Below are 22333 nucleotides of genomic sequence, written 5' to 3'. Positions count from 1 at the left end.
GGCGCCCTGCGCCGCCCGGACGCGTCGCGACAGCATGCTAGAATCCATTTTTCAGTACAGGTATCGAACCGGGACGAGGCCGAAGTGCCAAACACCGGTGACCCGCATCGCGCAGACGATCGGGGGCGGCACGCACGGGGCACCACGCCGCGGGCGCGAGCCGTTTCCCTTGATCGACTGCGGGATCGCGATCGACATTTGCCGCCCTAACCAGTGATCCGATGATTCCCGGTCTTCTTAAAAAAGTATTTGGCAGCCGCAACCAGCGGCTCATCAAGCAGTACCAGAAAACCGTCGCGGCGATTAATGCCCTCGAGCCGCAGATCGCCCAGCTGAGCGACGAGCAACTGCGCGGAAAGACTGAGGAATTCAAGCAGCGCATCGCCCAGGGGGCGAGCGTCGATTCGTTGCTCGTCGAAGCATTCGCGGTGTGCCGCGAAGCCGGCAAGCGCGTGCTCAAGATGCGCCACTTCGACGTCCAGCTCATCGGCGGCATGGTGCTGCACTACGGCAAGATCGCCGAAATGCGCACGGGTGAGGGCAAGACGCTCGTCGCAACGCTGCCCGCTTATCTGAACGCGCTGTCGGGCAAGGGCGTGCACGTGGTGACCGTCAACGATTACCTGGCACAGCGCGACGCCGAGTGGATGGCGCGTCTGTACAACTTCCTCGGCCTGTCGGTGGGCATCAACCTGTCGCAGATGCCGCACGACCAGAAGCAGGCCGCTTACGCGGCCGACATCACGTACGGCACGAACAACGAGTTCGGTTTCGATTACCTGCGCGACAACATGGTCTACGAGACCGAGCAGCGGGTTCAGCGAACGCTCAACTACGCCATCGTCGACGAAGTGGATTCGATCCTGATCGACGAGGCGCGCACCCCGCTCATCATCTCGGGCCAGGCCGAAGATCACACCGAGCTGTACGTGAAGATGGATCGCCTGCCGGCGATGCTCGAGCGCCAGATCGGCGAGGAGAAGTCGGACGGTACCGGCGTCGAAGTCCCGGGCGATTACACGCTCGACGAAAAGGCGCGTCAGGTGTTCCTGACCGAGCGCGGTCACGAGAAGGCCGAGCAACTGCTCGCCGAGTGGGGCATGATCGCCGAGGGCGACAGCCTTTACGCGCCGCAGAACATCACCCTCATGCACCACGTGTACGCCGCGCTGCGCGCGCACACGCTGTTCCACAAGGACCAGCATTACGTGGTGCAGAATGACGAGATCGTGATCGTCGATGAGTTCACGGGGCGCCTGATGGCCGGCCGCCGCTGGTCCGAAGGCCTGCATCAGGCCGTCGAGGCCAAGGAACGCGTGTCGATCCAGCACGAGAACCAGACGCTCGCATCGATCACGTTCCAGAACTACTTCCGCATGTACGCCAAGCTCTCGGGCATGACCGGGACGGCGGATACGGAAGCCTTCGAATTCAACGAGATCTATCGTCTCGAGACGGTGGTGATTCCGACGAACCGTCCGCCCAAGCGGATCGACCGTCAGGATCAGATCTACAAGACGGCCAAGGAAAAGTACGACGCCGTCATCAAGGATATTCGCGATTGCGTGGAGCGCGGCCAGCCGGTGCTGGTGGGCACGACGTCGATCGAAACGTCGGAATACCTCTCGCAACTGCTCACGCGCGAAAAGCTGCCGCACCAGGTGCTCAACGCCAAGCAGCACGCGCGCGAAGCCGAGATCGTGGCGCAGGCCGGCCGACCCGGCGTGATCACCATCGCCACCAACATGGCCGGTCGCGGCACCGACATCGTGCTGGGCGGCAACGTGGAGAAGCAGTCGGCCTTCATCGAAGCCGACGACAGCCTGGCCGAGGCCGACAAGCAGGCCCGCATCAAGCAATTGCAGGATGAGTGGCAAGGGCTGCACGAGCAGGTGAAGACCGCCGGCGGCCTGCATATCATCGGCACCGAGCGCCACGAGTCGCGCCGCATCGACAATCAGTTGCGCGGCCGCTCCGGCCGCCAGGGCGACCCGGGGTCGTCGCGCTTCTACCTGTCGCTGGAAGATCCGCTGCTGCGCATTTTCGCGGGCGACCGCGTGCGCGCGATCATGGATCGTCTGAAGATGCCGGAAGGCGAGGCAATCGAAGCGGGCATCGTCACGCGTTCGATCGAATCGGCGCAGCGCAAGGTCGAAGCGCGCAACTTCGACGTGCGCAAGCAACTGCTCGAGTACGACGACGTTGCCAACGACCAGCGCAAGGTGATCTACCAGCAGCGCAACGAATTGCTCGAGGCGCAGGATGTCTCGGAAACCATTGCGGGCATGCGTCAAAGCGTGTTCCAGGACCTCGTGCGCACCTATGTGCCAGCCGGTACCGTCGAGGAGCAGTGGGACCTGAAGGGGCTGGAGACGACGCTGCGCGAAGAGTGGCAACTCGATCTGCCGCTGCAGTCCCGTATCGAAGGTAGCGAAGAGATCGACGACGAGGATATCCTCAAGGAAGTGATGGATGCCGCCGAGGCGTCGTACAACGCCAAGGTCGACCTCGTGGGGCGCGAGTCGTTCTCGGGCTTCGAGCGCTCGGTCATGCTGCAAAGCGTGGACTCGAACTGGCGCGAGCACCTCGCGGCACTGGATCACCTGCGTCAGGGCATCCACCTGCGCGGCTATGCGCAGAAGAATCCGAAGCAGGAGTACAAGCGCGAAGCCTTCGAGCTGTTCGCGCAACTGCTCGAGACGATCAAGCTCGAAGTCACGCGCGTGATCATGAACGTGCGCATTCAGTCGCAGGAAGAACTGGAGCAGGCGACCGAGTCGCTCGACGAGAGCTCGGGCGGTCTGGTCAACATCGAGTTCAAGCATGACGAACTCGAGACGGTGGGCGGTGAGGGAGAAGTCGACGAGGACGCCGGTCGCCCGGTGGTCGCGGCGCTCGCTCAGGCGGCCGCGGGCATGACGGGCGCCAGCGCGGTCGGCGGTGGCGACCTGATGCCGAAGGTTGGACGCAACGACCCGTGCCCGTGCGGCAGCGGCAAGAAATTCAAGCACTGCCACGGCAAACTGTCTTAAGATGTGAACCGATCGACGCGGCGCCGACTCAGGATCGGCGCCGCGTCGTTTGTGGCGCCGGTTTTTCCGCCGGCCGCACCGATCAACCGCCGCCCCGGCGGGCTGTCGTGCCGACATCGCCTGGGCGGGAGCTGCAACCCTTTCCTCTCGCGGGCGAACCCACATGGCCGTCAATTTCCCCTCGATCGAAGCCTCCCAACTGCGCGCCGTGCCCGGCGTCGAGCTGGGTTGGGCCGAAGCCAACATCCGCAAACCGAATCGCAAGGACGTGCTGGTCATGCGACTGGCCGCCGGCAGCACCGTGTCGGGCGTGTTCACCACGAACCGCTTCTGTGCCGCGCCGGTGACGGTGTGCAAGGCGCATCTCGCGGCGCAAGCGGGCATCCGCGCGCTCGTGGTCAACACCGGTAACGCCAACGCCGGGACCGGCGAACCCGGCATGGCCGCCACCCGCGCCACGTGCGACGCGCTGGCCAAGCTTCTGTCGGTGGCGCCGAACCAGATCCTGCCGTTTTCGACCGGCGTGATTCTCGAGCCCCTGCCGGTCGATCGCCTCGTGGCGGGGCTGCCGCAGGCGATTGCCAACCTGGCGCCGGCGCACTGGTACGAAGCCGCGCAGTCGATCATGACGACCGACACGTTGCCCAAGGCCGCGTCGCGCGAGATCGTGATCGACGGCAAGTCCATCGTGCTCACGGGCATCAGCAAGGGGGCCGGCATGATCAAGCCGAACATGGCGACCATGCTCGGCTTCGTCGGTACGAACGCGCGCGTGGCGCAGCCGGTGCTCGACGCCCTCGTGAAGTACGTGGCGGACCGCTCGTTCAATGCCATCACCATCGATGGCGATACGTCGACCAACGACTCGTTCATCGTGGCCGCCACCGGACAGACCGATCTGCCGGAAATCGCCAGCACGGACACGCCCGCATTCGCCGCATTCCGCGACGCCCTGCTGTCGATCTCGCAGGAGTTGGCGCAATTGATCGTGCGTGACGGCGAGGGCGCCACGAAGTTCATCACCGTGACGGTCGAAGGCGGTCGCGACGTGGCGGAGTGCCGCCAGATCGCTTATGCCATCGGGCACTCGCCGCTGGTCAAGACGGCATTCTTCGCCTCCGATCCGAACCTGGGCCGCATTCTGGCCGCCATCGGGTATGCCGGCGTGAACGACCTCGACGTCAGCAAGATCGACCTGTATCTGGACGACGTGCTGGTCGCCCGCGCCGGTGGGCGCAACGCGGATTACCGCGAGGAAGACGGCCAGCGCGTGATGAAGCAAAGCGAGATCACGGTGCGCGTGGTGCTCGGCCGGGGCGATGCCTCCGCGACGCTGTGGACGTGCGACCTTTCGCACGATTACGTGAGCATCAACGCCGACTACCGCTCCTAAGCCCTGACGCGACGGCCTGGCGCTTCTCACCGGAAGCGCAGTCGTCGACGCAGGGCGGCGACGCCCAACCGGCGTCGCGCATGCGTCGGTGGAAGCGGCCGATCTCCATCGGTCCACGCCGGCAGGTGACACAAGCACCGTGGCGCACAGCGAAGGGACATCGCAACACGACGAAGCATCCACACAGGCGCCCGCGAGTGGCGCGGGGATTTCGAATCATGGACAAGCTTGAGCAATTCCTAACGCGCGCCGAAGGCGTGCTCGCCCGCCTGGAGGCCATGCTGCCCCCGGCGACGCCCGAGATCGATTGGGATTCGGCCGTCGCGTTTCGCTGGCGCAAGAAGCAAGGCCGCGGGTTTCTGCAGCCGGTGGCGCACGTCTCCGCCATCACGCTGGGGGACCTGCAGAATATCGAGCGTCAGAAGGCGCTTATCGAACAGAATACGCGCCAGTTCGTGCAAGGCGAGCCGGCCAACAACGTGCTGCTCACCGGCGCGCGCGGCACCGGCAAGTCGTCGCTGATCAAGGCCTGTCTGAATCAGTACGCCTCGCAGGGGCTGCGTCTCATCGAGGTGGACAAGGACGATTTGACCGATCTGGGCGACATCGTCGACCTGATCTCGCAGCGACCGGAGCGGTTCGTGGTGTTCTGCGACGATCTGTCGTTCGAAGACGGTGAGTCCGGCTACAAGGCATTGAAGGTCGCACTCGACGGCTCAGTCGCCGCGCAGTCCGACAACGTGCTGATTTATGCGACGTCGAACCGCCGTCACCTGTTGCCCGAGTACATGAAGGACAACGAGAGCTACCGCCATACCGACGACGGGGAAATCCATCCGGGCGAAGTGATCGAGGAGAAGATCTCGCTGTCCGAGCGCTTCGGGTTGTGGGTGAGCTTTTATCCGTTCAAGCAGGACGACTACCTGACGATCGTCTCTCACTGGCTGCAGCATTTCGGGGTGCCCGAGCGCGAGACGGAGAGCGCACGCCATGAAGCGCTGATCTGGGCGCTGGAGCGCGGATCGCGCTCGGGCCGTGTCGCGTTTCAGTTCGCACGCGACTGGGCGGGCAAGCAGCGCGGTGCAGCGTCGTCGGCATCGTAACGATCCGGCGCGCGCGGGGTCTGGCCTGGTTCAAAGGCCAGGCACCGCCCGCAACGGAAATTCAGCAGGCTTTGTGCGGTGATATGACAGATTCGAAAAAAGTGGCGCCCGATGGGCGTCCCATCACGGAAGTGGCCGTCGGCGTGATGGTGCGCCCGGACGGAGCGGTGTTGCTCGGGCAGCGCCCGGCAGGCAAGCCTTACGCCGGTTACTGGGAGTTTCCGGGCGGCAAGCTCGAGGCCGGAGAGTCGGTCGCGGCGGCGCTCGCGCGAGAGCTGCACGAGGAACTGGGGGTGACCGTCGAGCGCTGCGCGCCGTGGCGCGTGCTTGAACACGATTACCCGCACGCTTACGTGCGGCTGCATTTCTGCAAGGTCACGGCATGGCAGGGCGAGCCGCATGGCAAGGAAGGCCAGGCGCTGGCGTGGGAGCACCCCCCCGTGAGCGTCGAACCCCTGTTGCCTGCGGCACTTCCCCCCCTGACGTGGCTTGCCGAAGAGTTGGCGGCACGATCGTAACCGACACGGGCCGCGCGCCGACTGCCGTCGCGCCGGCAGCGTGGGGCGATGGAACGAGATTGGGTGCCGGGACGCGTGATAGGGGGGATTTGAAGCGATCGCCGAGACACACTCGACGATGCCATGCCGGCGCAGCGATGCCGCTCAGCGGTCCGTCGGATCGAGCGGTGCGTCCCTCGAAGGATCGTCCGGCGATTCGGCGGGAATCGTGTACTTTTCGGCGGCCCAGGCGCCCATGTCGATCTGCTTGCAACGTTCGGAGCAGAACGGACGGAACTTGGCTTGCGGCCCCCAAACCACCTTCTTGCCGCAGGTCGGACAGTTCACGACAGTCGTCATGGCCTTACAGATTGCAGAGCGTGAGCAGGAATGGTACGTCGTTGTCGACAGGACGCGGCTTCAGATCACCGTCCTGCGTCGTGAAGCGTACCCACAGCATGTATTTGTTGGCGCTCGCCTCGGGGATGACGCGCAGATCGGCGGCGACCCGCACCTGCATGAGCTGGTACACGCGCCCGGTCAGCATCTGCTGATAGCTGCCCTGCTGCGCCATCGCCTTGCTCGCGTGGCCAGACTCGCGGGCGAGGCCCAGCACGATGCCGATGGCGTCGCGCAGCGGCAGAAGCGGACCGATCCATTTGTCGATGTCGCTACGACGCTGCTCGGTGTCGTTGTGACGCCATGCATAGTAGGACGGGAGATCGAAGCGGCAGGTACCGCCCGGAATGACCGAGCGGCTGCGAATGCTCGCGAGCCACTCATTGTCGTTCAGGTGCTGGCCGGGCTTGCCGGGAATCTGGTTGAGATTCGCGATCGCCAGCTCGACTTCGCCGATGAACTGTTCGAGCGCGTCGGAAGCGATATCGGGATTCCCGCGATACGTTTGCAGGGTCTGACGCTGCCGGTCGAGCTCCTTGACCAGTTCATTCTTCAGGTCGGTGCGCCCGGCAATGTCGGCGATCTCGAACATCGTGGTCAGCGCCGCATGGTGATCGAGCGGCTGATCCTGTCCCACGAAGAAGGCAAAGCGCCCGAACAGCTCTTCGAGCCGAAGCAGCGTGCGAATGCGTTCGTTGAGCGGATATTCGTACAGGATCAAGCGCGTTGGCCCAAAAGTTGGCGCTGTTCAGCGTAATGGCGACATTCTAATGCGGGAATCTGTCGAGGTGCAACGCGAGTGGGCGCTCAATCGAGGCCGAAGCTCGCGCGTTGCGCGGGAAATGCAGTGCACTACACCGATTCGCCCCCCTTTTCCTGCGCCGCGAGCCTCAGATAGGCCGCGTGCAACCGATCCACTTGCGGTGCAAGCGGCGCGTGCTGGACGTCGTTGTCGATCACGTCGTCTGCTTCGGCCAGGCGCTGCGCGCGCGTTGCCTGACGCCCCATGATCGCCTGCACCTGCTCGCGCGAGAAGCGATTGCGCGACATCACGCGTGCGATTTGTGTTTCCTCCGAGCAGTCGACCACGAGCACGCGTTGCACGCGGGCTCGCCATGTGCCGGACTCCACCAGCAGTGGCACGACGAATATCAGATATGGCCCGTCGGCCTCGGCCGCGGCCCGTTCACACTCAGTCCGGATCAACGGGTGGGTAATCGCCTCCAAACGGGCTTTTGCCGCGTCGTCGGTGAATACCGCGTCGCGCATCCGGGCCCGGTCGAGCGAGCCGTCGGGGGCCACGAATGCGTCGCCGAATTCGCGCCGGATCGCCGGCATCGCCGCGCCGCCGGGCGCCGTGATGCTGTGCGCGATGGCATCGGTATCGATGATGGCGATGCCATGCGCGGCGAACAGATTGGCGACGGTCGTCTTGCCGCTGCCGATGCCGCCGGTGAGGCCGATGGCGTAAGTCATGGGGTTCCTCCGATCCAGATCATCAGTCCATTGCCGCCGAACAGCGTGATCATGCCCGCTGCCGCGAGAAAAGCGCCGAACGGGAACATCTGGTCGCTGCGCAGCCGCCCGGCAAGCCACGCCGCACCTGCCACGCCGATCGCAAGCAGGCAGGCGAGCGTGATGATCTGCAGCAATGCGCTCCATCCGAACCAGGCACCCAGCGCGGCATAAAGTTTGAAGTCGCCGAAACCCATGCCTTCGCGACGCCGCAGCCACCAGTACACCCAGTACAGGGCCCAAAGGCTCAGGTAGCCTGCGGCCGCGCCGATGACGGCCGAAGGCAGCGCCGCGAACCAATGGCCGAGATTGCAGAGCAGGCCCGCCCAGAGCAGCGGCAGCGTGAGAATGTCGGGGAGGAGTTGCGTGTCGTAGTCGATGTAGGCGAGCGCGATGAGCGTCCATACCAACGCGAGCGCGCCAAGGCTCTGCCACGTCGGGCCGAAGCGCCAGCCGATCGCCGCGCTCAGTACACCGGCAAGCGCCGACAACTGCCATCGACGGTGCGGGGCCATCGCGGACAACGCGAGGCCCGGCTCGCAGAGGTAAGCGCCGTACGTCAATGCCACGCAGGGATGGTCGCTCTGATGCGCCGCGCCCGCGCGCCGAAAGTCGGGCGCGTCGGAATCGCAGCGCGCCGAAGGTGCCGCGGCTCCAGAGGCTCCAGAGGCCGCGGTGAATGGCTCCCGCGCGAAGTCGGCTGCCTGCATCTCTTCGCGCCATGCCCGCTCGACCGCTGCCGGCACACGGCGAATGACCACATCGAGGCCGAGCCCGGCCACCACGCCCGCCAGCGCAAACAAGGCCAGGCGCCAATGGGGCTCCAGTTGTGCGAGCCAATCGACGAGAAGCGGTTCCGCGAAGCCATTCATGCCGTTCATGCGACACCGTATCCGAGTTGGAACATCGGCTGATACATGGCGAGGACCATGCCGCCGATCAGCAGGCCGAGAAACGTAATCATCATGGGTTCCAGCGTCGCGCACGCACGAACCAGTGCATGCGAGGCTTCTTCGTCGAGCAGGCCGGCGGCCTGGTTGAGCATGCGCCCGAGTGTACCCGATTCCTCCCCGATTACCGACAGTTGTGCCAGGATCAAAGGCCACTGCGCACCGGCTTCGAGCGACGTGGCAAGCCGCCCGCCGCGCACGACGTTACGGTGCACGTCATGAGCCGCGCGTTGCATGACGAGATTGCCGCAGGCGCCCGCTGCGGCGTCCATCGCATCAGGCAGCGCAACCCCGGCGTCGAGCAGCGTGCCGAGCGTTCTCGCCCAACGTGCCGCACATAACAGGCGCACGATTCGGCCCGCGCCCGGCAGCGCCAGCAGCACGCGGTCCCTTGCTGTGCGCATGCGTGCGCTCCGCCGCATCGCGCCCGCCATCACGAGGCCGCATCCACCCGCACCGGCCAGCAGCCAGGGCCCGTTCATGAGTGACGCGCGCGAGACGTCGATCAACCATCGGGTGAGCGGCGGGAGCGGCACGCCGCCGCCGGCGGCACTGGCGAAGAGGCGTTCGAACTCCGGAATGACCCATTGCAGCAGCGCGACCACAACGACGATCGCCACGGCGAGCACGGTCAGGGGGTAGGCCAGGGCGCGTTGCAGCTTCTCGCGAACGGCGCGCGTGTGGTCGTACTGGGCGCTCAGTCGCGCCAATGTCGGGCCCAGTTGCCCACCGAGTTCCCCGGCGGCGATCAATTGGCAGTCGACTCGGCTGAAGCGATGACTCGTTCGCGCGAGCGCCTGTGCCAGCGGATGCCCCCGCCCGACGTCCAGCGCCACGTCCGACGCCAGTTGTCTGAGTCCGCGCGTGTGCGCGCCGCGCGCGAGCACGTCGAGCGCGGACGTGAGCGGCACCCCCGCGCCGAGCAGCGTGGCGAGGCGTCGAACGAAGTCCGTGGCATCGCTTGCCGCGACACGGCCCGACGCGACATGGCGCCGCCCGGGGCGCAATCGCGTGACGTTCAGGCGTTGGCCCCGTAATACGAGTCGTGCGGCGGCTTCGCCATTGGCGATCACTTCGCCTCGTCTGCGCTGACCGTTGGCGTCGCGCCCCTCCCAGTGCCAGCGGCGTGGCCTTGAAGCGCGGGTCATGAGGCGTGACCTCGCCATTCGTGCAAGGCCATCGACAAGCGATACCGGTACGGCAGTTGCCCGGTCGGTCGGCGATCGGCGCCTGCGGCGAGCGCAGGCGATGCCAATGCCAGCGCGGGGGGGCACATCGGCGCGTCCGTCATCGGTTCCATGGCGTCAGGCCGGCATGATGGCATCGACGTCCTCCTTGCTGACAGTGCCCGAGGCCGCGTGCCAAAGCCCCGCCTCGCGCAAGCTCATCACACCCTCGCTCTCGGCCTGGGCCGCCAGTTCGTGTGGACTTCGCGCCTGCGCGATATTGGTCGCCTGTGCCGCGCTGATCGGCATGACCTGAAAGGCGCCGATACGTCCCGCGAAGCCGGTGCCGTGGCATCGCATGCACGCGTGGCCCGCGCATATCGCCGTCTCGCGGGCGCGATTCGGCTCGCACCCGGCAGGGCAGCGGCGTCGCAGCAGCCGCTGCGCGCTGATGAGGAGCAGTGTGGACGAGAGATTGAACGGTGCGACGCCAAGGTCGAACAGGCGCGCCAGTGTACCCGGCGCATCGTTGGCGTGAACGGTGGCAAATACCAGATGTCCGGTTTGGGCCGCCTGCACGGCAATCTCCGCCGTTTGCGCGTCACGGATTTCGCCGACGACCAGCACATCGGGGTCCTGACGGAGAAACGCGCGAAGGGCCGTGGCGAAGTCGAGCCCGGCCCGCTCGTTGAGATTGACCTGTGTGACCCCCGGCAACCGGATCTCCACCGGGTCCTCGATGGTGACGATATTGCGCGACGTGTCGTTCAGACGACGCAGGCAACTGTACAGCGAGACGGTCTTGCCGCTACCGGTCGGGCCGGTGAGCAGAATCATGCCGTGCGGTCGCGCGATCGCTCGTGCAAGCGCGAGATACTGCTTCGGCGTGTAGCCGAGGCCCTCCAGCGACAACGGGACCTTGGCGCCGTCGAGCAGCCGCACGACGAGTTTTTCGCCATGCAGCGTTGGCAGGGCGCTCACCCGGCATTCGACCGGGTCGCCCGCGTCGCGCCACACCATGCGGCCGTCCTGCGGCAGGCGCTTCTGTGCAATGTCCAGGTTGGCCAGCACCTTCAGCCGCGAGACGAGCATGTCGCGCCACGGCAAGGGCACGTCGTGATGCTCCTGCAGTTGGCCGTCGACACGAAGTCGAACGCGAAAGCGTTCGGCCATCGGTTCGAAATGGATGTCGGAAGCGCCGGCGCGAATCGCGTCGCTCAACACCTGTTCGAGCAGGCGCAGCGGCGACGTGGCATTGCCGACCGCGCTACTCTCGGCGTCACGCGCTGCCGGTGGCGAGGCGATTGTGCGAGCGGATGGGGGCGCCCCGGCGGCAGCATCGGAAGGAGGCAAGGACATGGCAAGGAATGACGAGAGCTTCGTGAAGCTTCAGTCTCGTCAAAACCCCGGGCCTGCTCAATCGGAATTGCCCGAAAAATGAGCGCTGTCACGCGCAGTGATCGACCCGTCGACGCGTGTCTAGTCGCGAGACGGCGTGCGGGGCGCGGGCCTGAACAGGCGTACCGTCTTGATCGCCTGGTTGTCGATCTGCACGATCTCCATGCGCACGTCGCCGATCTCCAGGCTGACGGCCGCCTCGGGAATTTCGCGCAGCATTTCGAGGATCAGGCCGTTGAGCGTCTTCGGGCCGTCGGTCGGCAGATGCAGCCCCAGGCGCCGGTTCAGGTCGCGCAGTCCCACGCCGCCGCCGACCAGGCACTCGCCTTGCGTCGTCCAGCCGGAACGGCTGCCGCCGGCGCCTGGCACGCTGGTCGTGAACTCGCCGATGAGCTCCTCGATGATGTCTTCCGTCGTGACGAGGCCCTCGACTTCGCCGTATTCGTTGACGACAAGGCCGACACGCCGGTGGTTCTCCTGGAAGTATTGCAATTGACGCAGGGCCGGCGTGTCGCTCGGGATGAAATACGGATCGACGAGCAGGGCGCGCAACGTGTCCGCCGAGAGGTCATCGGGATGACGTAACGCCGAGAGCGTGCGGCGCACCGGCAGGATGCCGATCACGCGATCGATGTCGCCGTCGTACACCGGAAGCTTGTTGTGGTAGCACGTCTCGAGCTGGCTGAGAATGGTGTCGAGCGGCGCGGAGATGTCGAGCGCCTCGATGCGCGCGCGTGGCACCATCACGTCGTCGACGGTGATGTTCTCGAGATCGAGCAGGTTGAGCAGCACGCTGCGCGGCTTGGTCGGCATGTAGTTGCCGGCTTCGAGCACGATCGTGCGCAGCTCTTCCGTGGTGAGGCGCACATCGCCGGCCGCGCGGCGCGTGTCGATGCGCAGCACGCGCAGCAGGCCGCGCACGAATCCGTTGAGCACCCATACCAGGGGCGTGGCGACCGTGACGATCGGCTTGAGCGGCATGCTGACCGAGAGCGCGATGCGCTCGGGATAGGTCGCGCCGACGATCTTCGGACCGATTTCCGCAAAGATGATGATGAGCAGCGCGATCACGGCGGTCGCGATCGACAGCGTGAGCGCGTCGTTGCCGAAGTAACGCACCGCGATCGACGTGGTGAGCACCGGAACGACGGTATTGATGACGTTATTGCCGACGAGGATCGTCGAGAGCAGGTCCTCGGTGCGCGACAGGAGCCCTTGCGTCGACCGCGCGCCGTGCACGTTCATGCGCACGAGATGCTTCAGGCGATGACGGTTGAGCGCCATCATGCTCGTTTCCGAAATGGAAAAGAATCCCGAGCAGATGATCAGGAGAGCGACGGCGCAAAGCTGCGCCCATAAGGGCAAGGATTCCAAGCGATGGGGTGCGCGAATGGCGCAGGGGGTGACAATGAGTTGCCACTATAGCAGAGGGCATCGCGGCGTTTGGCGTCTCGGCGGTGGATGACGGGGGGCTCGGCCCGAACGGCTCACGTCTGCTGATTCAGCGCCCGGACCACCGCCTTTTGCGCGAGACTGTCCGCCGGCCCGACCACTGCGTAATTCATCCCGTTGACCGACCCGTAGCGCGCCAGCAACGGTCCATCCATGCGTTCGCCGGCCGCCATCAGTTGCCGCGCCGACTCCGGCGGCCGCAGGTAGAAGCTCAGCGTGCTTCCCGCACCGTTCTCGTAAAGCACCATTGCGGCGGCGCCGTGCCCGGTCGCGAACAAGCGTGCGCCGACCGGCCGGAATCCCGCCGCGCTCAAATCAGGCAACACCGCCGACTTGCCGACGCGCGTGGTGAGCCACGCCTGCAATTCGCCCGCGCTCGACGGCTTGAAGTCCACCTTTGCCGCCCCGTCGACCACCATCATCCGGTACGCCTCGACCGCATCGCTCATCGGTGGCACGCCCGGTGACGCGTTCCAGCCCCGCGCCTGCCATCCGCCGAACGTGCCCAGTCCGATGCAGAACAGGAATGACGCGGCCATCGCAAACCGCATGCGCGAGCGTGCCGCGCGCCGCGCGCGGATCGCTCGCGGGTCGAGCGCCGGATTGTCGCCTGGCATGCGCACGCTTTCGAGCGCCGCGCGCAGTCGCTGCGCATCCTGGCGCCACTGCCGGACCTGCTCGGCCTGCGCCGGATGCAGCGCGAGATGACGCTCCACGGCAGCGCGCGCATCGTCGTCGAGCTGTCCGTCGACATAAGCCTGGAGATCGTGTTCGTCGGGACGGATGTTCATTTCTTCATCAACCGCAAAGAAGGGGTGGCAGGTTCGCCGTCGCTCAGTTGACGCAGCGCCTGGCGTGCGCGTGAAAGCCGCGACATCACCGTGCCGATCGGCACATCGAGCAAATCGGCGACTTCCTGATACGTGCAGCCCTCGACCGCAACGAGCAGCAGCAGACTGCGTTGCTCGTCGGACAGCCGGCCGAACGCTTCGAGCGTCGCACGCGCGGCCACCTCGCGCTCGGCGGAGGGCCAGTGCGATTCGTCGTCGTCGCGGATGCGCCCGAGTAGCCAGGCGTAACGCTTTGCGCTGCGCTTGCCGTCAAGAAACTGCCGGTAAAGGATCGTGAACAACCAACTGCGCAGCGATGCATCCTCGCGGCGGCTCGTCCAGCGCGAGAGCGCGCGCTCGAGCGTCGCCTGCACGAGATCGTCCGCTGCGTGGACGTCGCGTGCCAACCAGAGTGCGAAACGTCGCAGCCTGGGGATGAGTTCGCGTAACGCGTCGTCGTCGGGGGCGTCAGGAGCGTTTGAGGGCATGGCCGGGCCGGTTGCCGAAAGCGTGGAGATGCCACGTAAGACGCCGGTCAGCGCCGTCTATTCCATCAGCATACAAAAAATCCGGTGATGGAATAAGGCGGCGTGGCCGGCGTCCTAAGCGCGTTCGACAATGATCTGACGATCGGGAGTGAATTCATGGAGCGATCTTCTTCCTCGCAGCCGCCGACGCGCGGGCCGGCGCGTGGCGCGTGGCGTTGGACCGTGATTGGCGGCGCGGTGGCCGGCGTGGCCGTCGCGTTCGGATATGTCGGCGGCTGGCTGGCGCCCGCGCGCCTGACGCCGCATCGGCTCGTCAACGCGTTGCAGGCCAACAGCGGCGTGTATCCCGGCTTTCGGCGCAATCACGCGAAGGGCGTGTGTGTGACGGGGTACTTCGAAGGCAATGGCGCCGCGAGCGAGTATTCCATCGCGCAGGTCTTCAAGGCCGGGCGCACACCGGTAGTCGGGCGCTTCGCGCTGCCGGGCGGCAATCCGTACGCGCCCGACAGCAGCGTGCCGATCCGGAGCCTGGCGTTGAAGCTGACGGCGCCGGACGGTGAGCAGTGGCGCACCGGGATGAACGCGATGCCCGTGTTTCCCGTGGCGACGCCGCAGGCATTCTACGAGCAGACGGTCGCGACCCGGCCCGATCCGAAGACTGGCAAGCCGGACGCCGCGAAGGTGAAGGCGTTCTTCGACGCACATCCGGAGACCGCCGCGTTTCGCGACTGGATCAAGGGGGCGAAGCCGAGCGCGAGTTTCGTCACCGAGCGCTATTACGGATTGAACGCGTTCTACTTTGTCGACGCGGCCGGAAAGCGACGCGCGGTGCGGTGGCGTGTCGAGCCCGAGCAAACGGCAGGCGCGGGCGAGGTCGCGACAGCTTCGGATCCCGACGTGCTGTCGCAGGATCTGACGCGGCGCATCGCGCAAGGCGCGCAGAAGTGGAAGCTGCTGATCACGCTTGCAGCCCCTGGCGATCCGGTCGACGACGCGACGAAGGTCTGGCCCGCGCAGCGCACGACGATCGACGCGGGCACGCTGGTGCTTGACCACGTGGCGCCGCAGGACAGCGGGCCGTGCCGGGATGTGAATTACGACCCTACGGTGCTGCCGCAGGGCATTCAGGTATCCGGTGATCCGTTGCTGGCGGCGAGGTCGGCTGCGTATGCGGATTCGTATCTGCGCCGAACGAGTGAAGAGGCCGGTGTGGCCGGTGTGGCGCGATTGAGTGCGGAGGGACGGTGATGAGGGCTTCCAAGACGTTTGGTTTGCCGGCGCGCGTGTTGCATTGGGTGATGGCGGCGATGGTGCTCGCGATGTTGTTCGTCGGCGTGGGGATGGTGGCGTCCGTGTCCGAGCGGCACGAATTCCTGGTCGCGTTGCACAAGCCACTGGGAATCGCTGTGCTGATGCTGGTGTGTGTGCGGATCGTGGTGCGGTTTTCGTCGAAGCCCCCCGCGTTGCCCGAGGATCTGCCCCGATGGCAGAAGGCGGCCGCGCACGGATCGCATGTCGCGCTGTACGCGTTGATGATCGCAATGCCGTTGATCGGATGGGCGATGCTCTCGGCGGGCGGGTATCCGGTGACGCTGGGCGGCGGTGTGCAGTTGCCGGCAATCGTATCGGCCAGTCCGGTGACGTTTGCCTGGCTCAGGGTCGCGCATCGCGTGCTGGCGTATCTGTTCTTTCTGACATTCCTGGCGCATTTCGCGGCGGCGCTTTATCACGGCCTGATTCGCAGGGACGGAGTTGTGCGAACGATGGTGGGGAGGTGAGAGAGGCGCGGCGAGATGCGCCTTGTGCGTCTCGCCGCTGTGACGGTCGGCAACGGTGGAAGCCTGGCGGCAGAACCGAGGGACAATGGCGAGGGAATCGCCAATGCCGACCGCACAAACAAAAACAGCGGGTTGGATAACCCGCTGCTTTGTCATACAAATGTTTGGTCGGGGTGAGAGGATTCGAACCTCCGGCCTCTACGTCCCGAACGTAGCGCTCTACCAGGCTAAGCTACACCCCGCTTCGATACTGCTACTTCGCTTTTTAAGTGCGTCGCGCTATCGAGTAAGAACATAATTCTAGCAGGCTATTTTTGTAATTGGAAGAGGGGAGCGCAGAAATAATTTGCGCGGCGGCGTCCGCCTCTTCCTTCGCGCGTGCCAGCGTGTAATCGAGTGCGCCCGTGCGCGTGATCGCTGCGAGGATCGGTTCGAACTTGTCGGTGCCGCCATTCTCGATGGCTTCGCGCACGAGGGCGCGCTCCGCTTGCGTGCCATGTTGCAGCACATGAATGAGCGGCAGCGTCGGTTTGCCCTCACGCAGGTCGTCGCCCGCGTTCTTGCCCATCGCGTCGGTGTCGCCGGCGTAATCGAGCCAGTCGTCCATCAGTTGAAAGGCCGTGCCGAGACGACCGCCGTATTCGCGCACCGCCGCTTCGGTCTGCGCGTCGGCGTTGGCGAGCACTGCTGCGAGTTGCGTGGCGGCCTCGAAAAGCGTGGCGGTCTTGTACTTGATGACCTGGAGATAACGCGCTTCATCGACGTCCGGGTCGTGCATGTTCAGCAACTGCAGCACTTCGCCTTCGGCAATCACGTTCGTCGCACGCGCGAGAATCTGCATCACGCGCATGTTGTCCACGCTCACCATCATCTCGAACGAGCGCGAGTAGAGGAAATCGCCGACGAGCACCGATGCGGCATTGCCGAACAAGGCATTGGCCGTTTGCTTGCCGCGACGCAGGTCGGATTCGTCGACCACGTCGTCGTGCAGCAAAGTCGACGTATGAATGAACTCGATGACGGCCGCCAGTTCGAAACGCGCCGGCGATGTCACGCCGAGCGCATTGGCCACGAGCAGCAGCAGCGCCGGGCGCAGCCGCTTGCCGCCCGAGTTGATGATGTACTCCGAGATCTGATTGATCAGGACCACCTCGGAGGCCAGCCGGTGGCGGATAAGCTGGTCGACGGCACGCATGTCGTCGGCGATGGCGGCCAGTACGTTCTGGGAAGAAGTCGAAGCAGTCAAGACAAGGCTCGGGTGAGGAAAAATTCGCCCCAAATTATATAGTGGGCGCGGGCACTTTCGGGTACCAGCCCCGCGGAATGACTGGGTTCACGGAAGTCTTTGACGCAAAAGGAGAAACTCTGTATAATCCCCGGTTTTCGTGCGCGCATTCATTGCGCCGAGTCCGAAAATACTTCGGTATGACGGTTCGCGGCGCGGGTGCTGGCCGGTAAGTCGAGTCCTTTCGGGACCCTCGGTCTGCGCGAAAATTCTCTTGTTTATGAGTGAGGTTCAACAATGTACGCGGTCATAAAAACCGGCGGTAAGCAATATAAGGTTGCTGCTGGCGAAAAGCTCAAAGTAGAACAGATACCGGCTGACATTGGCGCTGAAATCACCATCGACCAGGTTCTCGCCGTTGGCGAGGGCGAATCGATTAAGTTCGGTGCGCCGTTGGTCAGTGGGGCTTCCGTCAAGGCTACCGTTGTCGCCCAAGGTCGTCACCCCAAGGTGAAGATTTTCAAGATGCGCCGTCGCAAGCACTACCAAAAGCGTCAAGGCCATCGCCAAAACTACACCGAGCTGCGCATCGACAGCATCAACGGCTAATCGATCGAGCTAGGTAAGGAGTTAAGTCATGGCACACAAAAAAGCAGGCGGATCGTCCCGTAACGGCCGCGATTCCGAGTCGAAGCGCCTTGGCGTGAAGGTGTACGGCGGTCAGGCAATCCTGGCTGGCGGCATCATCGTTCGCCAACGTGGTACTCGTATGCATGCCGGCGAAAACGTCGGTATCGGTAAGGACCACACGCTGTTTGCACTGACCGACGGTCACGTGCAATTCGCCGTCAAGGGCGCAGCGAAGAAGCAAGTGGTCAGCGTGGTGCCGGCAGCGTAAGCTAAGCCTTTTGCCACCAAAAGGCTCCGCTCCCATGCGGAGCCTTTTTTGTTTGTCCTGCCCGCGCAGCCGTCCAAGGCGCCGGGTGAGGGCCATTGGACAGTGTTAGGATCGTCTGCGGACGGTCGATTGAGCGGAACGGAACCCCATGAAATTCATTGACGCAGCGCGTATCGAGGTGATCGCCGGGAACGGCGGCAACGGCTCGGCATCGATGCGCCGCGAGAAATTCGTGCCGTTCGGCGGACCCGACGGCGGCGACGGCGGTCGCGGCGGCAGCGTGTTTGCCGTGGCGGATCGCAACATCAATACCCTGATCGATTATCGCTATTCGAAGAAGCATCTGGCGAAGAACGGCGAATCGGGTCGGGGCTCGGATTGCTACGGCAAGGGTGGGGAAGACATCTTCCTGCGCATGCCGGTCGGCACCATCATCACCGACATGGACACGGGCGAGACCATCGCCGACCTGACCGAACACGGTCAGGAAGTCGTGCTCGCCAGGGGCGGTGCGGGCGGCCTGGGCAACCTCCACTTCAAGTCGAGCACGAACCGCGCGCCCCGTCAGAAGACCGACGGCAAGCCCGGCGAGCGCCGCATGCTCCAGCTCGAGCTCAAGGTGCTCGCGGACGTCGGACTGCTCGGCATGCCCAACGCGGGCAAGTCGACGTTCATCGCCTCGGTGTCGAATGCGCGACCGAAGGTCGCCGACTATCCCTTCACGACGCTCCATCCGAACCTGGGCGTGGTGCGCACCGCGCCGGGCAAGAGCTTTGTGATTGCCGACATTCCCGGTCTGATCGAAGGCGCGGCCGAGGGTGCCGGCCTCGGTCACCAGTTCCTGCGTCACCTGCAGCGCACCGGCTTGCTGCTGCACATCGTGGACATCGCGCCGTTCGACGAAGGCGTCGATCCGGTGGCCGACGCCAAGGCCATCGTGCTCGAGCTTCAGAAGTACGACGAAGCGCTGTTCCAGAAGCCGCGCTGGCTGGTGCTCAACAAGGTGGACATGGTGCCGGAGGCCGAGCGCGCAGAGCGCGTGGCCGATTTCCTCGGGCGCTTCGGCTGGGGCGGGCCCACGTTCGAAATCTCCGCGCTGACGGGCGAGGGCTGCGAAAAGCTCTGCCTGGCCGTGCAGGAGTATCTGTATCAGCAACGTGGCGCCGTCGAGGAAGCGATCGAGGACGCCGCACTCGATCCGCGCTTCCGCGCAGGCAGCGCCGCGCCGGTTGCCGACGCAGCCGGCATGCCCCCACAAACGTCCCCGGACGACGCGCCAAAGGCGTAAACTCCCATCACTCGAAACGCCGGCGTGGGCCCTTGTGTCCGTGTCGGCGATCCGGCCGCGCCCCGCGGCCAGTCTTCCCAATACATCCGCAGGAGAATCCAGGTCCATGCGTTCGGTCATCGCCGATGCCAAGCGGCTCGTGGTGAAAGTGGGGTCCAGTCTCGTAACCAATGACGGTCGCGGGCTGGATGATGTCGCGATTGCGCGATGGGCGCAGCAGATCGCCGCATTGCGCCACGGTGGAGACGGGCGCGCACCCAAGCAGGTCGTGCTGGTGAGCTCGGGCGCGATCGCCGAGGGGATGCAGCGCCTGGGCTGGGCGCGCCGTCCGAAGGCCATCGACGAATTGCAGGCCGCCGCCGCCGTAGGGCAGATGGGCCTGGCGCAGGTCTACGAAACGCGCTTCGCCGAGCATGGCGTGCGTACCGCGCAGATCCTGCTTACGCATGCCGACCTGGCCGATCGCGAGCGTTATCTGAATGCGCGCACGACGCTGCTGACACTGTTGCGTCTGGGCGTGGTGCCGATCATCAACGAGAACGACACGGTCGTGACCGACGAAATCAAGTTCGGCGACAACGATACCCTGGGCGCGCTCGTGACCAACCTCATCGACGGTGACGCCCTCGTCATCCTGACCGATCAGTCGGGGCTGTACACGGCCGACCCGCGCAAGCATCCTGACGCTGAATTCGTGCACGAAGCGAAGGCGGGCGACGAGCGCCTGGAGGCGATGGCCGGCGGTGCCGGTTCCAGCATCGGGCGCGGCGGCATGCTGACCAAGATTCTGGCCGCCAAACGCGCCGCAACGAGTGGTGCGCACACCGTGATCGCATCGGGTCGCGAGGCCGACGTGCTCGTACGCCTGGCCGGCGGAGAGGCCATCGGCACGCAACTCGTGGCGCGCACGGCCGTCCTCACGGCGCGCAAGCAGTGGATGGCCGACCATCTGCAGGTGCGTGGCCGCGTCGTGATCGACGCCGGCGCCTGCAAGAAGCTGGTGGAAGAGGGCAAGAGCCTGTTGCCGATCGGTGTGATCGATGTGGAAGGCACGTTCGCCCGCGGCGAAGTGATCGCCTGCGTGGATGAGGCCGGTCATGAAGTCGCTCGCGGGCTGTCGAACTACAGCGCCTCGGAGACGCGACTGATTCGCCGCCACCCGAGCACTGACATCGAGCAGGTGCTGGGCTTCGCCAACGAGCCCGAACTGATCCATCGCGACAATCTGATCCTGCGCTGAACGTCCGACGACGTTCGATTCAGGCAGCAAACGCCGGCCCGCGAGACGCGACCGGCGTTTTTTTCATGAGGCGCGCGGCGGGGGCGGGCGCCCGTGTCGCGACCCACGCCCCACGCCCCAGAACCTGCGATCCACCACCCGCGACGGCGCGCGGAATGTGGCCGACGAGCCGTGCGGAGCCGATCATGCGGGGCGGGTGTCGCCCTGCACGATCAGCGGTATTCGGGGTGGGTGGTCGGGTAGCGCAGACCTTGCACGATGGCCTTGGCGTTGCCCAGCGGCGTCTTGTCCTGGCAGAGGTAGTCGCGGTACAGAATGCCCTGATAGGCTGTCGCGCCGTAGGGGCGGATGGGGCGCCACTCGCTGTTGCGCGCGGGAACCCACGTGCCGTCGGGACGGCCCGTCGCGTACAGACGCGTCTCGAACGTCGAGCAATGCATGCCTTCGTACGAAACATTGCGTGCGCCCTGCTTGCTGCGGATCACGGCGATGTAGCGGACCACGCCGTCGTCCGTGACCTGCACCGATTTCGCGTCGATGGCGTAGTCGAGCGTCGCATTGGGCAGCGTGGGAAAGCTCACGAGATCGGCGTCGTTCGGCGCGGCCGTGGGCAGGGTGACCTCGGCTTCCTTCCATTTGCCCTTGGCGGCCTCCTGCTGGGCGAGGTATTCGTCGAAATCCTGCACGGGTTGCGAAGGCGTGCTGCTGCAGGCGGCGATCAGCGACAGGGCGGCCAGAGAGGCGAGCGTGGCCAGGCGCGGCGCGCGGCGGGCGAGGGAGGAGCGCATGGAATGTGGTCGGGAAATCGGTTGGATGTCTGGTGAACGAGAGCGGATCATCCGCATGGCATCCCGCAGGACGCCGGATCGAAAGCGGACGCGGGCACGACGCCCGCGTCCGGTGATGTGACACGCCGTTGCCGGCGGTGGTTCAGTGCTCCCGGTGGGGGGCGTCGGTACCTGCCGGCCCGTTGGCGCCGGACATGTTGGTCACGCCGGCCCCACTGTCCGGAGCGTCTTGTCCGCTCGTACCCCCCGGTGGCAACTCGCCGACCCGTGCGCCCGCGCGAGGAAATCGCCGCCGGTCCTGCTGGGCCCGCGCCGCCGAGCGTCGCAGATAGCGCGAGAGTTCGTTCAGGGCGAGTTGATACACCTCGCGCTTGAACTCGATCACGGCATCGAGCGGCACCCAGTACTCGTTCCAGCGCCAGGCATCGAACTCGGGATGATCGGTCGCACGCAAGCAGATATCGCAATCGCGACCCACCATGCGCAGCAGGAACCAGATTTGCTTCTGGCCCCGGTAATGTCCGCGCACTTCGCGCTTGATGAACTTGTCCGGCACCTCATAACGCAGCCAGTCGCGTGTGCGACCGATGATTTTGACGTGTTCTGGCTTTAGCCCGGTTTCCTCGTGCAATTCGCGGAACATGGCCTGTTCCGGCGTTTCGCCGTACTTGATGCCGCCTTGCGGAAACTGCCAGGAGTGCTCTCCCAGCCGCTTGCCCCAGAACACTTCATTGCGTGCGTTTAAGAGGATGATGCCGACGTTCGGGCGAAAGCCTTCACGGTCCAGCATACAACCACCCTTGAATCCTTTAAAATTGCTTCGATTATAAACAGATAATCACCGGCGCGGCGGCCGGCGGCGGCTCGGGTAAGACCGGGGCGGCGCGTACGGC

The 22333-nt window shown here is 65.1% G+C and carries 22 protein-coding genes and 1 tRNA gene; 10 read left to right on the top strand and 13 right to left on the bottom strand.

Annotated features, from left to right (window positions below; all coding sequences use genetic code 11):
• Positions 1–221 precede the first annotated feature (221 nt).
• The 4 genes from secA (at position 222) to PMO31116_RS09750 (ending at position 6046) form a co-directional block, all read left to right on the top strand.
• Complete coding sequence (secA, locus tag PMO31116_RS09765; protein ID WP_150566522.1) at positions 222–3032, top strand: preprotein translocase subunit SecA; 2811 nt, start codon at positions 222–224, stop codon at positions 3030–3032.
• Positions 3033–3195: 163 nt separating this feature from the next.
• Entirely contained in the window at positions 3196–4425 is a 1230-nt protein-coding gene (argJ, locus tag PMO31116_RS09760) for a bifunctional glutamate N-acetyltransferase/amino-acid acetyltransferase ArgJ (RefSeq protein WP_150566521.1), read from the top strand.
• A gap of 218 nt (positions 4426–4643) precedes the next feature.
• Positions 4644–5528, top strand: a complete 885-nt coding sequence (locus tag PMO31116_RS09755; protein WP_150566520.1) for an ATP-binding protein — start codon at positions 4644–4646, stop codon at positions 5526–5528.
• An 83-nt stretch (positions 5529–5611) separates the two neighbouring features.
• A complete protein-coding gene (locus tag PMO31116_RS09750) occupies positions 5612–6046 on the top strand; it encodes an NUDIX domain-containing protein (protein WP_150566519.1) in 435 nt (144 codons plus the stop codon).
• Between the two features lie 144 nt (positions 6047–6190).
• Here the strand turns inward: PMO31116_RS09750 and yacG are convergent, their stop codons facing one another.
• The 9 genes from yacG to PMO31116_RS09705 form a co-directional block, all read right to left on the bottom strand.
• The gene (gene yacG, locus PMO31116_RS09745; protein ID WP_023594071.1) at positions 6191–6385 is read right to left on the bottom strand and encodes a DNA gyrase inhibitor YacG; all 195 of its coding nucleotides are present in this window, start codon (positions 6383–6385) and stop codon (positions 6191–6193) included.
• Positions 6386–6389: 4 nt separating this feature from the next.
• On the bottom strand, positions 6390–7145 hold the full coding sequence (gene zapD / locus PMO31116_RS09740) for a cell division protein ZapD (RefSeq protein ID WP_023594072.1): 756 nt from the start codon (positions 7143–7145) through the stop codon (positions 6390–6392).
• A 131-nt stretch (positions 7146–7276) separates the two neighbouring features.
• Positions 7277–7900 carry a dephospho-CoA kinase gene (gene coaE, locus PMO31116_RS09735; protein ID WP_150566518.1) on the bottom strand — a complete coding sequence of 208 codons (624 nt, stop codon included), beginning with the start codon at positions 7898–7900 and terminating at the stop codon, positions 7277–7279.
• The gene (locus tag PMO31116_RS09730; RefSeq protein WP_150566517.1) at positions 7897–8820 is read right to left on the bottom strand and encodes a prepilin peptidase; all 924 of its coding nucleotides are present in this window, start codon (positions 8818–8820) and stop codon (positions 7897–7899) included. The genes coaE and PMO31116_RS09730 overlap by 4 nt, the downstream gene beginning before the upstream one ends.
• The gene (locus PMO31116_RS09725) at positions 8817–10037 is read right to left on the bottom strand and encodes a type II secretion system F family protein (RefSeq protein ID WP_174971056.1); all 1221 of its coding nucleotides are present in this window, start codon (positions 10035–10037) and stop codon (positions 8817–8819) included. Before PMO31116_RS09725 ends, PMO31116_RS09730 begins: the two co-directional genes overlap by 4 nt.
• Before the next feature lie 156 nt (positions 10038–10193).
• Positions 10194–11414, bottom strand: coding sequence for a GspE/PulE family protein (locus PMO31116_RS09720; protein WP_150566515.1), 1221 nt, complete (start codon positions 11412–11414; stop codon positions 10194–10196).
• Positions 11415–11534: 120 nt separating this feature from the next.
• Entirely contained in the window at positions 11535–12827 is a 1293-nt protein-coding gene (locus PMO31116_RS09715; RefSeq protein ID WP_150566514.1) for an HlyC/CorC family transporter, read from the bottom strand.
• A gap of 113 nt (positions 12828–12940) precedes the next feature.
• Positions 12941–13696 carry an anti-sigma factor family protein gene (locus PMO31116_RS09710; RefSeq protein WP_150566513.1) on the bottom strand — a complete coding sequence of 252 codons (756 nt, stop codon included), beginning with the start codon at positions 13694–13696 and terminating at the stop codon, positions 12941–12943.
• Positions 13693–14223, bottom strand: coding sequence for a sigma-70 family RNA polymerase sigma factor (locus PMO31116_RS09705; protein WP_063598601.1), 531 nt, complete (start codon positions 14221–14223; stop codon positions 13693–13695). The genes PMO31116_RS09710 and PMO31116_RS09705 overlap by 4 nt, the downstream gene beginning before the upstream one ends.
• A gap of 156 nt (positions 14224–14379) precedes the next feature.
• Here PMO31116_RS09705 and PMO31116_RS09700 point away from each other — a divergent pair, with 156 nt between their 5' ends.
• On the top strand, positions 14380–15471 hold the full coding sequence (locus PMO31116_RS09700) for a catalase family peroxidase (RefSeq protein ID WP_150566512.1): 1092 nt from the start codon (positions 14380–14382) through the stop codon (positions 15469–15471).
• Positions 15471–16001 (top strand): cytochrome b, encoded by a 531-nt coding sequence (locus tag PMO31116_RS09695; protein ID WP_150566511.1) that lies wholly within the window; start codon positions 15471–15473, stop codon positions 15999–16001. Before PMO31116_RS09700 ends, PMO31116_RS09695 begins: the two co-directional genes overlap by 1 nt.
• Before the next feature lie 165 nt (positions 16002–16166).
• On the opposite strand, the gene PMO31116_RS09690 is transcribed toward PMO31116_RS09695, so the two are convergent.
• Positions 16167–16243, bottom strand: a tRNA-Pro gene (locus PMO31116_RS09690).
• Between the two features lie 23 nt (positions 16244–16266).
• The gene (locus PMO31116_RS09685; RefSeq protein ID WP_246185234.1) at positions 16267–17196 is read right to left on the bottom strand and encodes a polyprenyl synthetase family protein; all 930 of its coding nucleotides are present in this window, start codon (positions 17194–17196) and stop codon (positions 16267–16269) included.
• Positions 17197–17523: 327 nt separating this feature from the next.
• Here PMO31116_RS09685 and rplU point away from each other — a divergent pair, with 327 nt between their 5' ends.
• The 4 genes from rplU to proB all read left to right on the top strand — a co-directional run bounded on the left by rplU (position 17524) and on the right by proB (position 20652).
• Positions 17524–17835: a 50S ribosomal protein L21 gene (gene rplU, locus PMO31116_RS09680; protein WP_023594141.1), complete on the top strand. Its 312-nt coding sequence runs from the start codon at positions 17524–17526 to the stop codon at positions 17833–17835.
• A gap of 28 nt (positions 17836–17863) precedes the next feature.
• The gene (rpmA, locus tag PMO31116_RS09675) at positions 17864–18124 is read left to right on the top strand and encodes a 50S ribosomal protein L27 (RefSeq protein ID WP_023594142.1); all 261 of its coding nucleotides are present in this window, start codon (positions 17864–17866) and stop codon (positions 18122–18124) included.
• A gap of 148 nt (positions 18125–18272) precedes the next feature.
• A complete protein-coding gene (gene cgtA / locus PMO31116_RS09670; protein WP_150566509.1) occupies positions 18273–19412 on the top strand; it encodes an Obg family GTPase CgtA in 1140 nt (379 codons plus the stop codon).
• A 106-nt stretch (positions 19413–19518) separates the two neighbouring features.
• On the top strand, positions 19519–20652 hold the full coding sequence (proB, locus tag PMO31116_RS09665; protein WP_150566508.1) for a glutamate 5-kinase: 1134 nt from the start codon (positions 19519–19521) through the stop codon (positions 20650–20652).
• Between the two features lie 212 nt (positions 20653–20864).
• On the opposite strand, the gene PMO31116_RS09660 is transcribed toward proB, so the two are convergent.
• Together PMO31116_RS09660 and PMO31116_RS09655 are read right to left on the bottom strand one after the other, a co-directional pair.
• Entirely contained in the window at positions 20865–21440 is a 576-nt protein-coding gene (locus tag PMO31116_RS09660) for a CNP1-like family protein (RefSeq protein ID WP_174971053.1), read from the bottom strand.
• 142 nt (positions 21441–21582) lie between these two features.
• Positions 21583–22230: an RNA pyrophosphohydrolase gene (locus tag PMO31116_RS09655; protein WP_246185223.1), complete on the bottom strand. Its 648-nt coding sequence runs from the start codon at positions 22228–22230 to the stop codon at positions 21583–21585.
• Between the last annotated feature and the right edge of the window lie 103 nt (positions 22231–22333).

It is taken from the genome of Pandoraea morbifera (assembly GCF_902459575.1).
GTDB lineage: Bacteria > Pseudomonadota > Gammaproteobacteria > Burkholderiales > Burkholderiaceae > Pandoraea > Pandoraea morbifera.
This window is presented reverse-complemented; position numbering and strand designations above follow the sequence as displayed.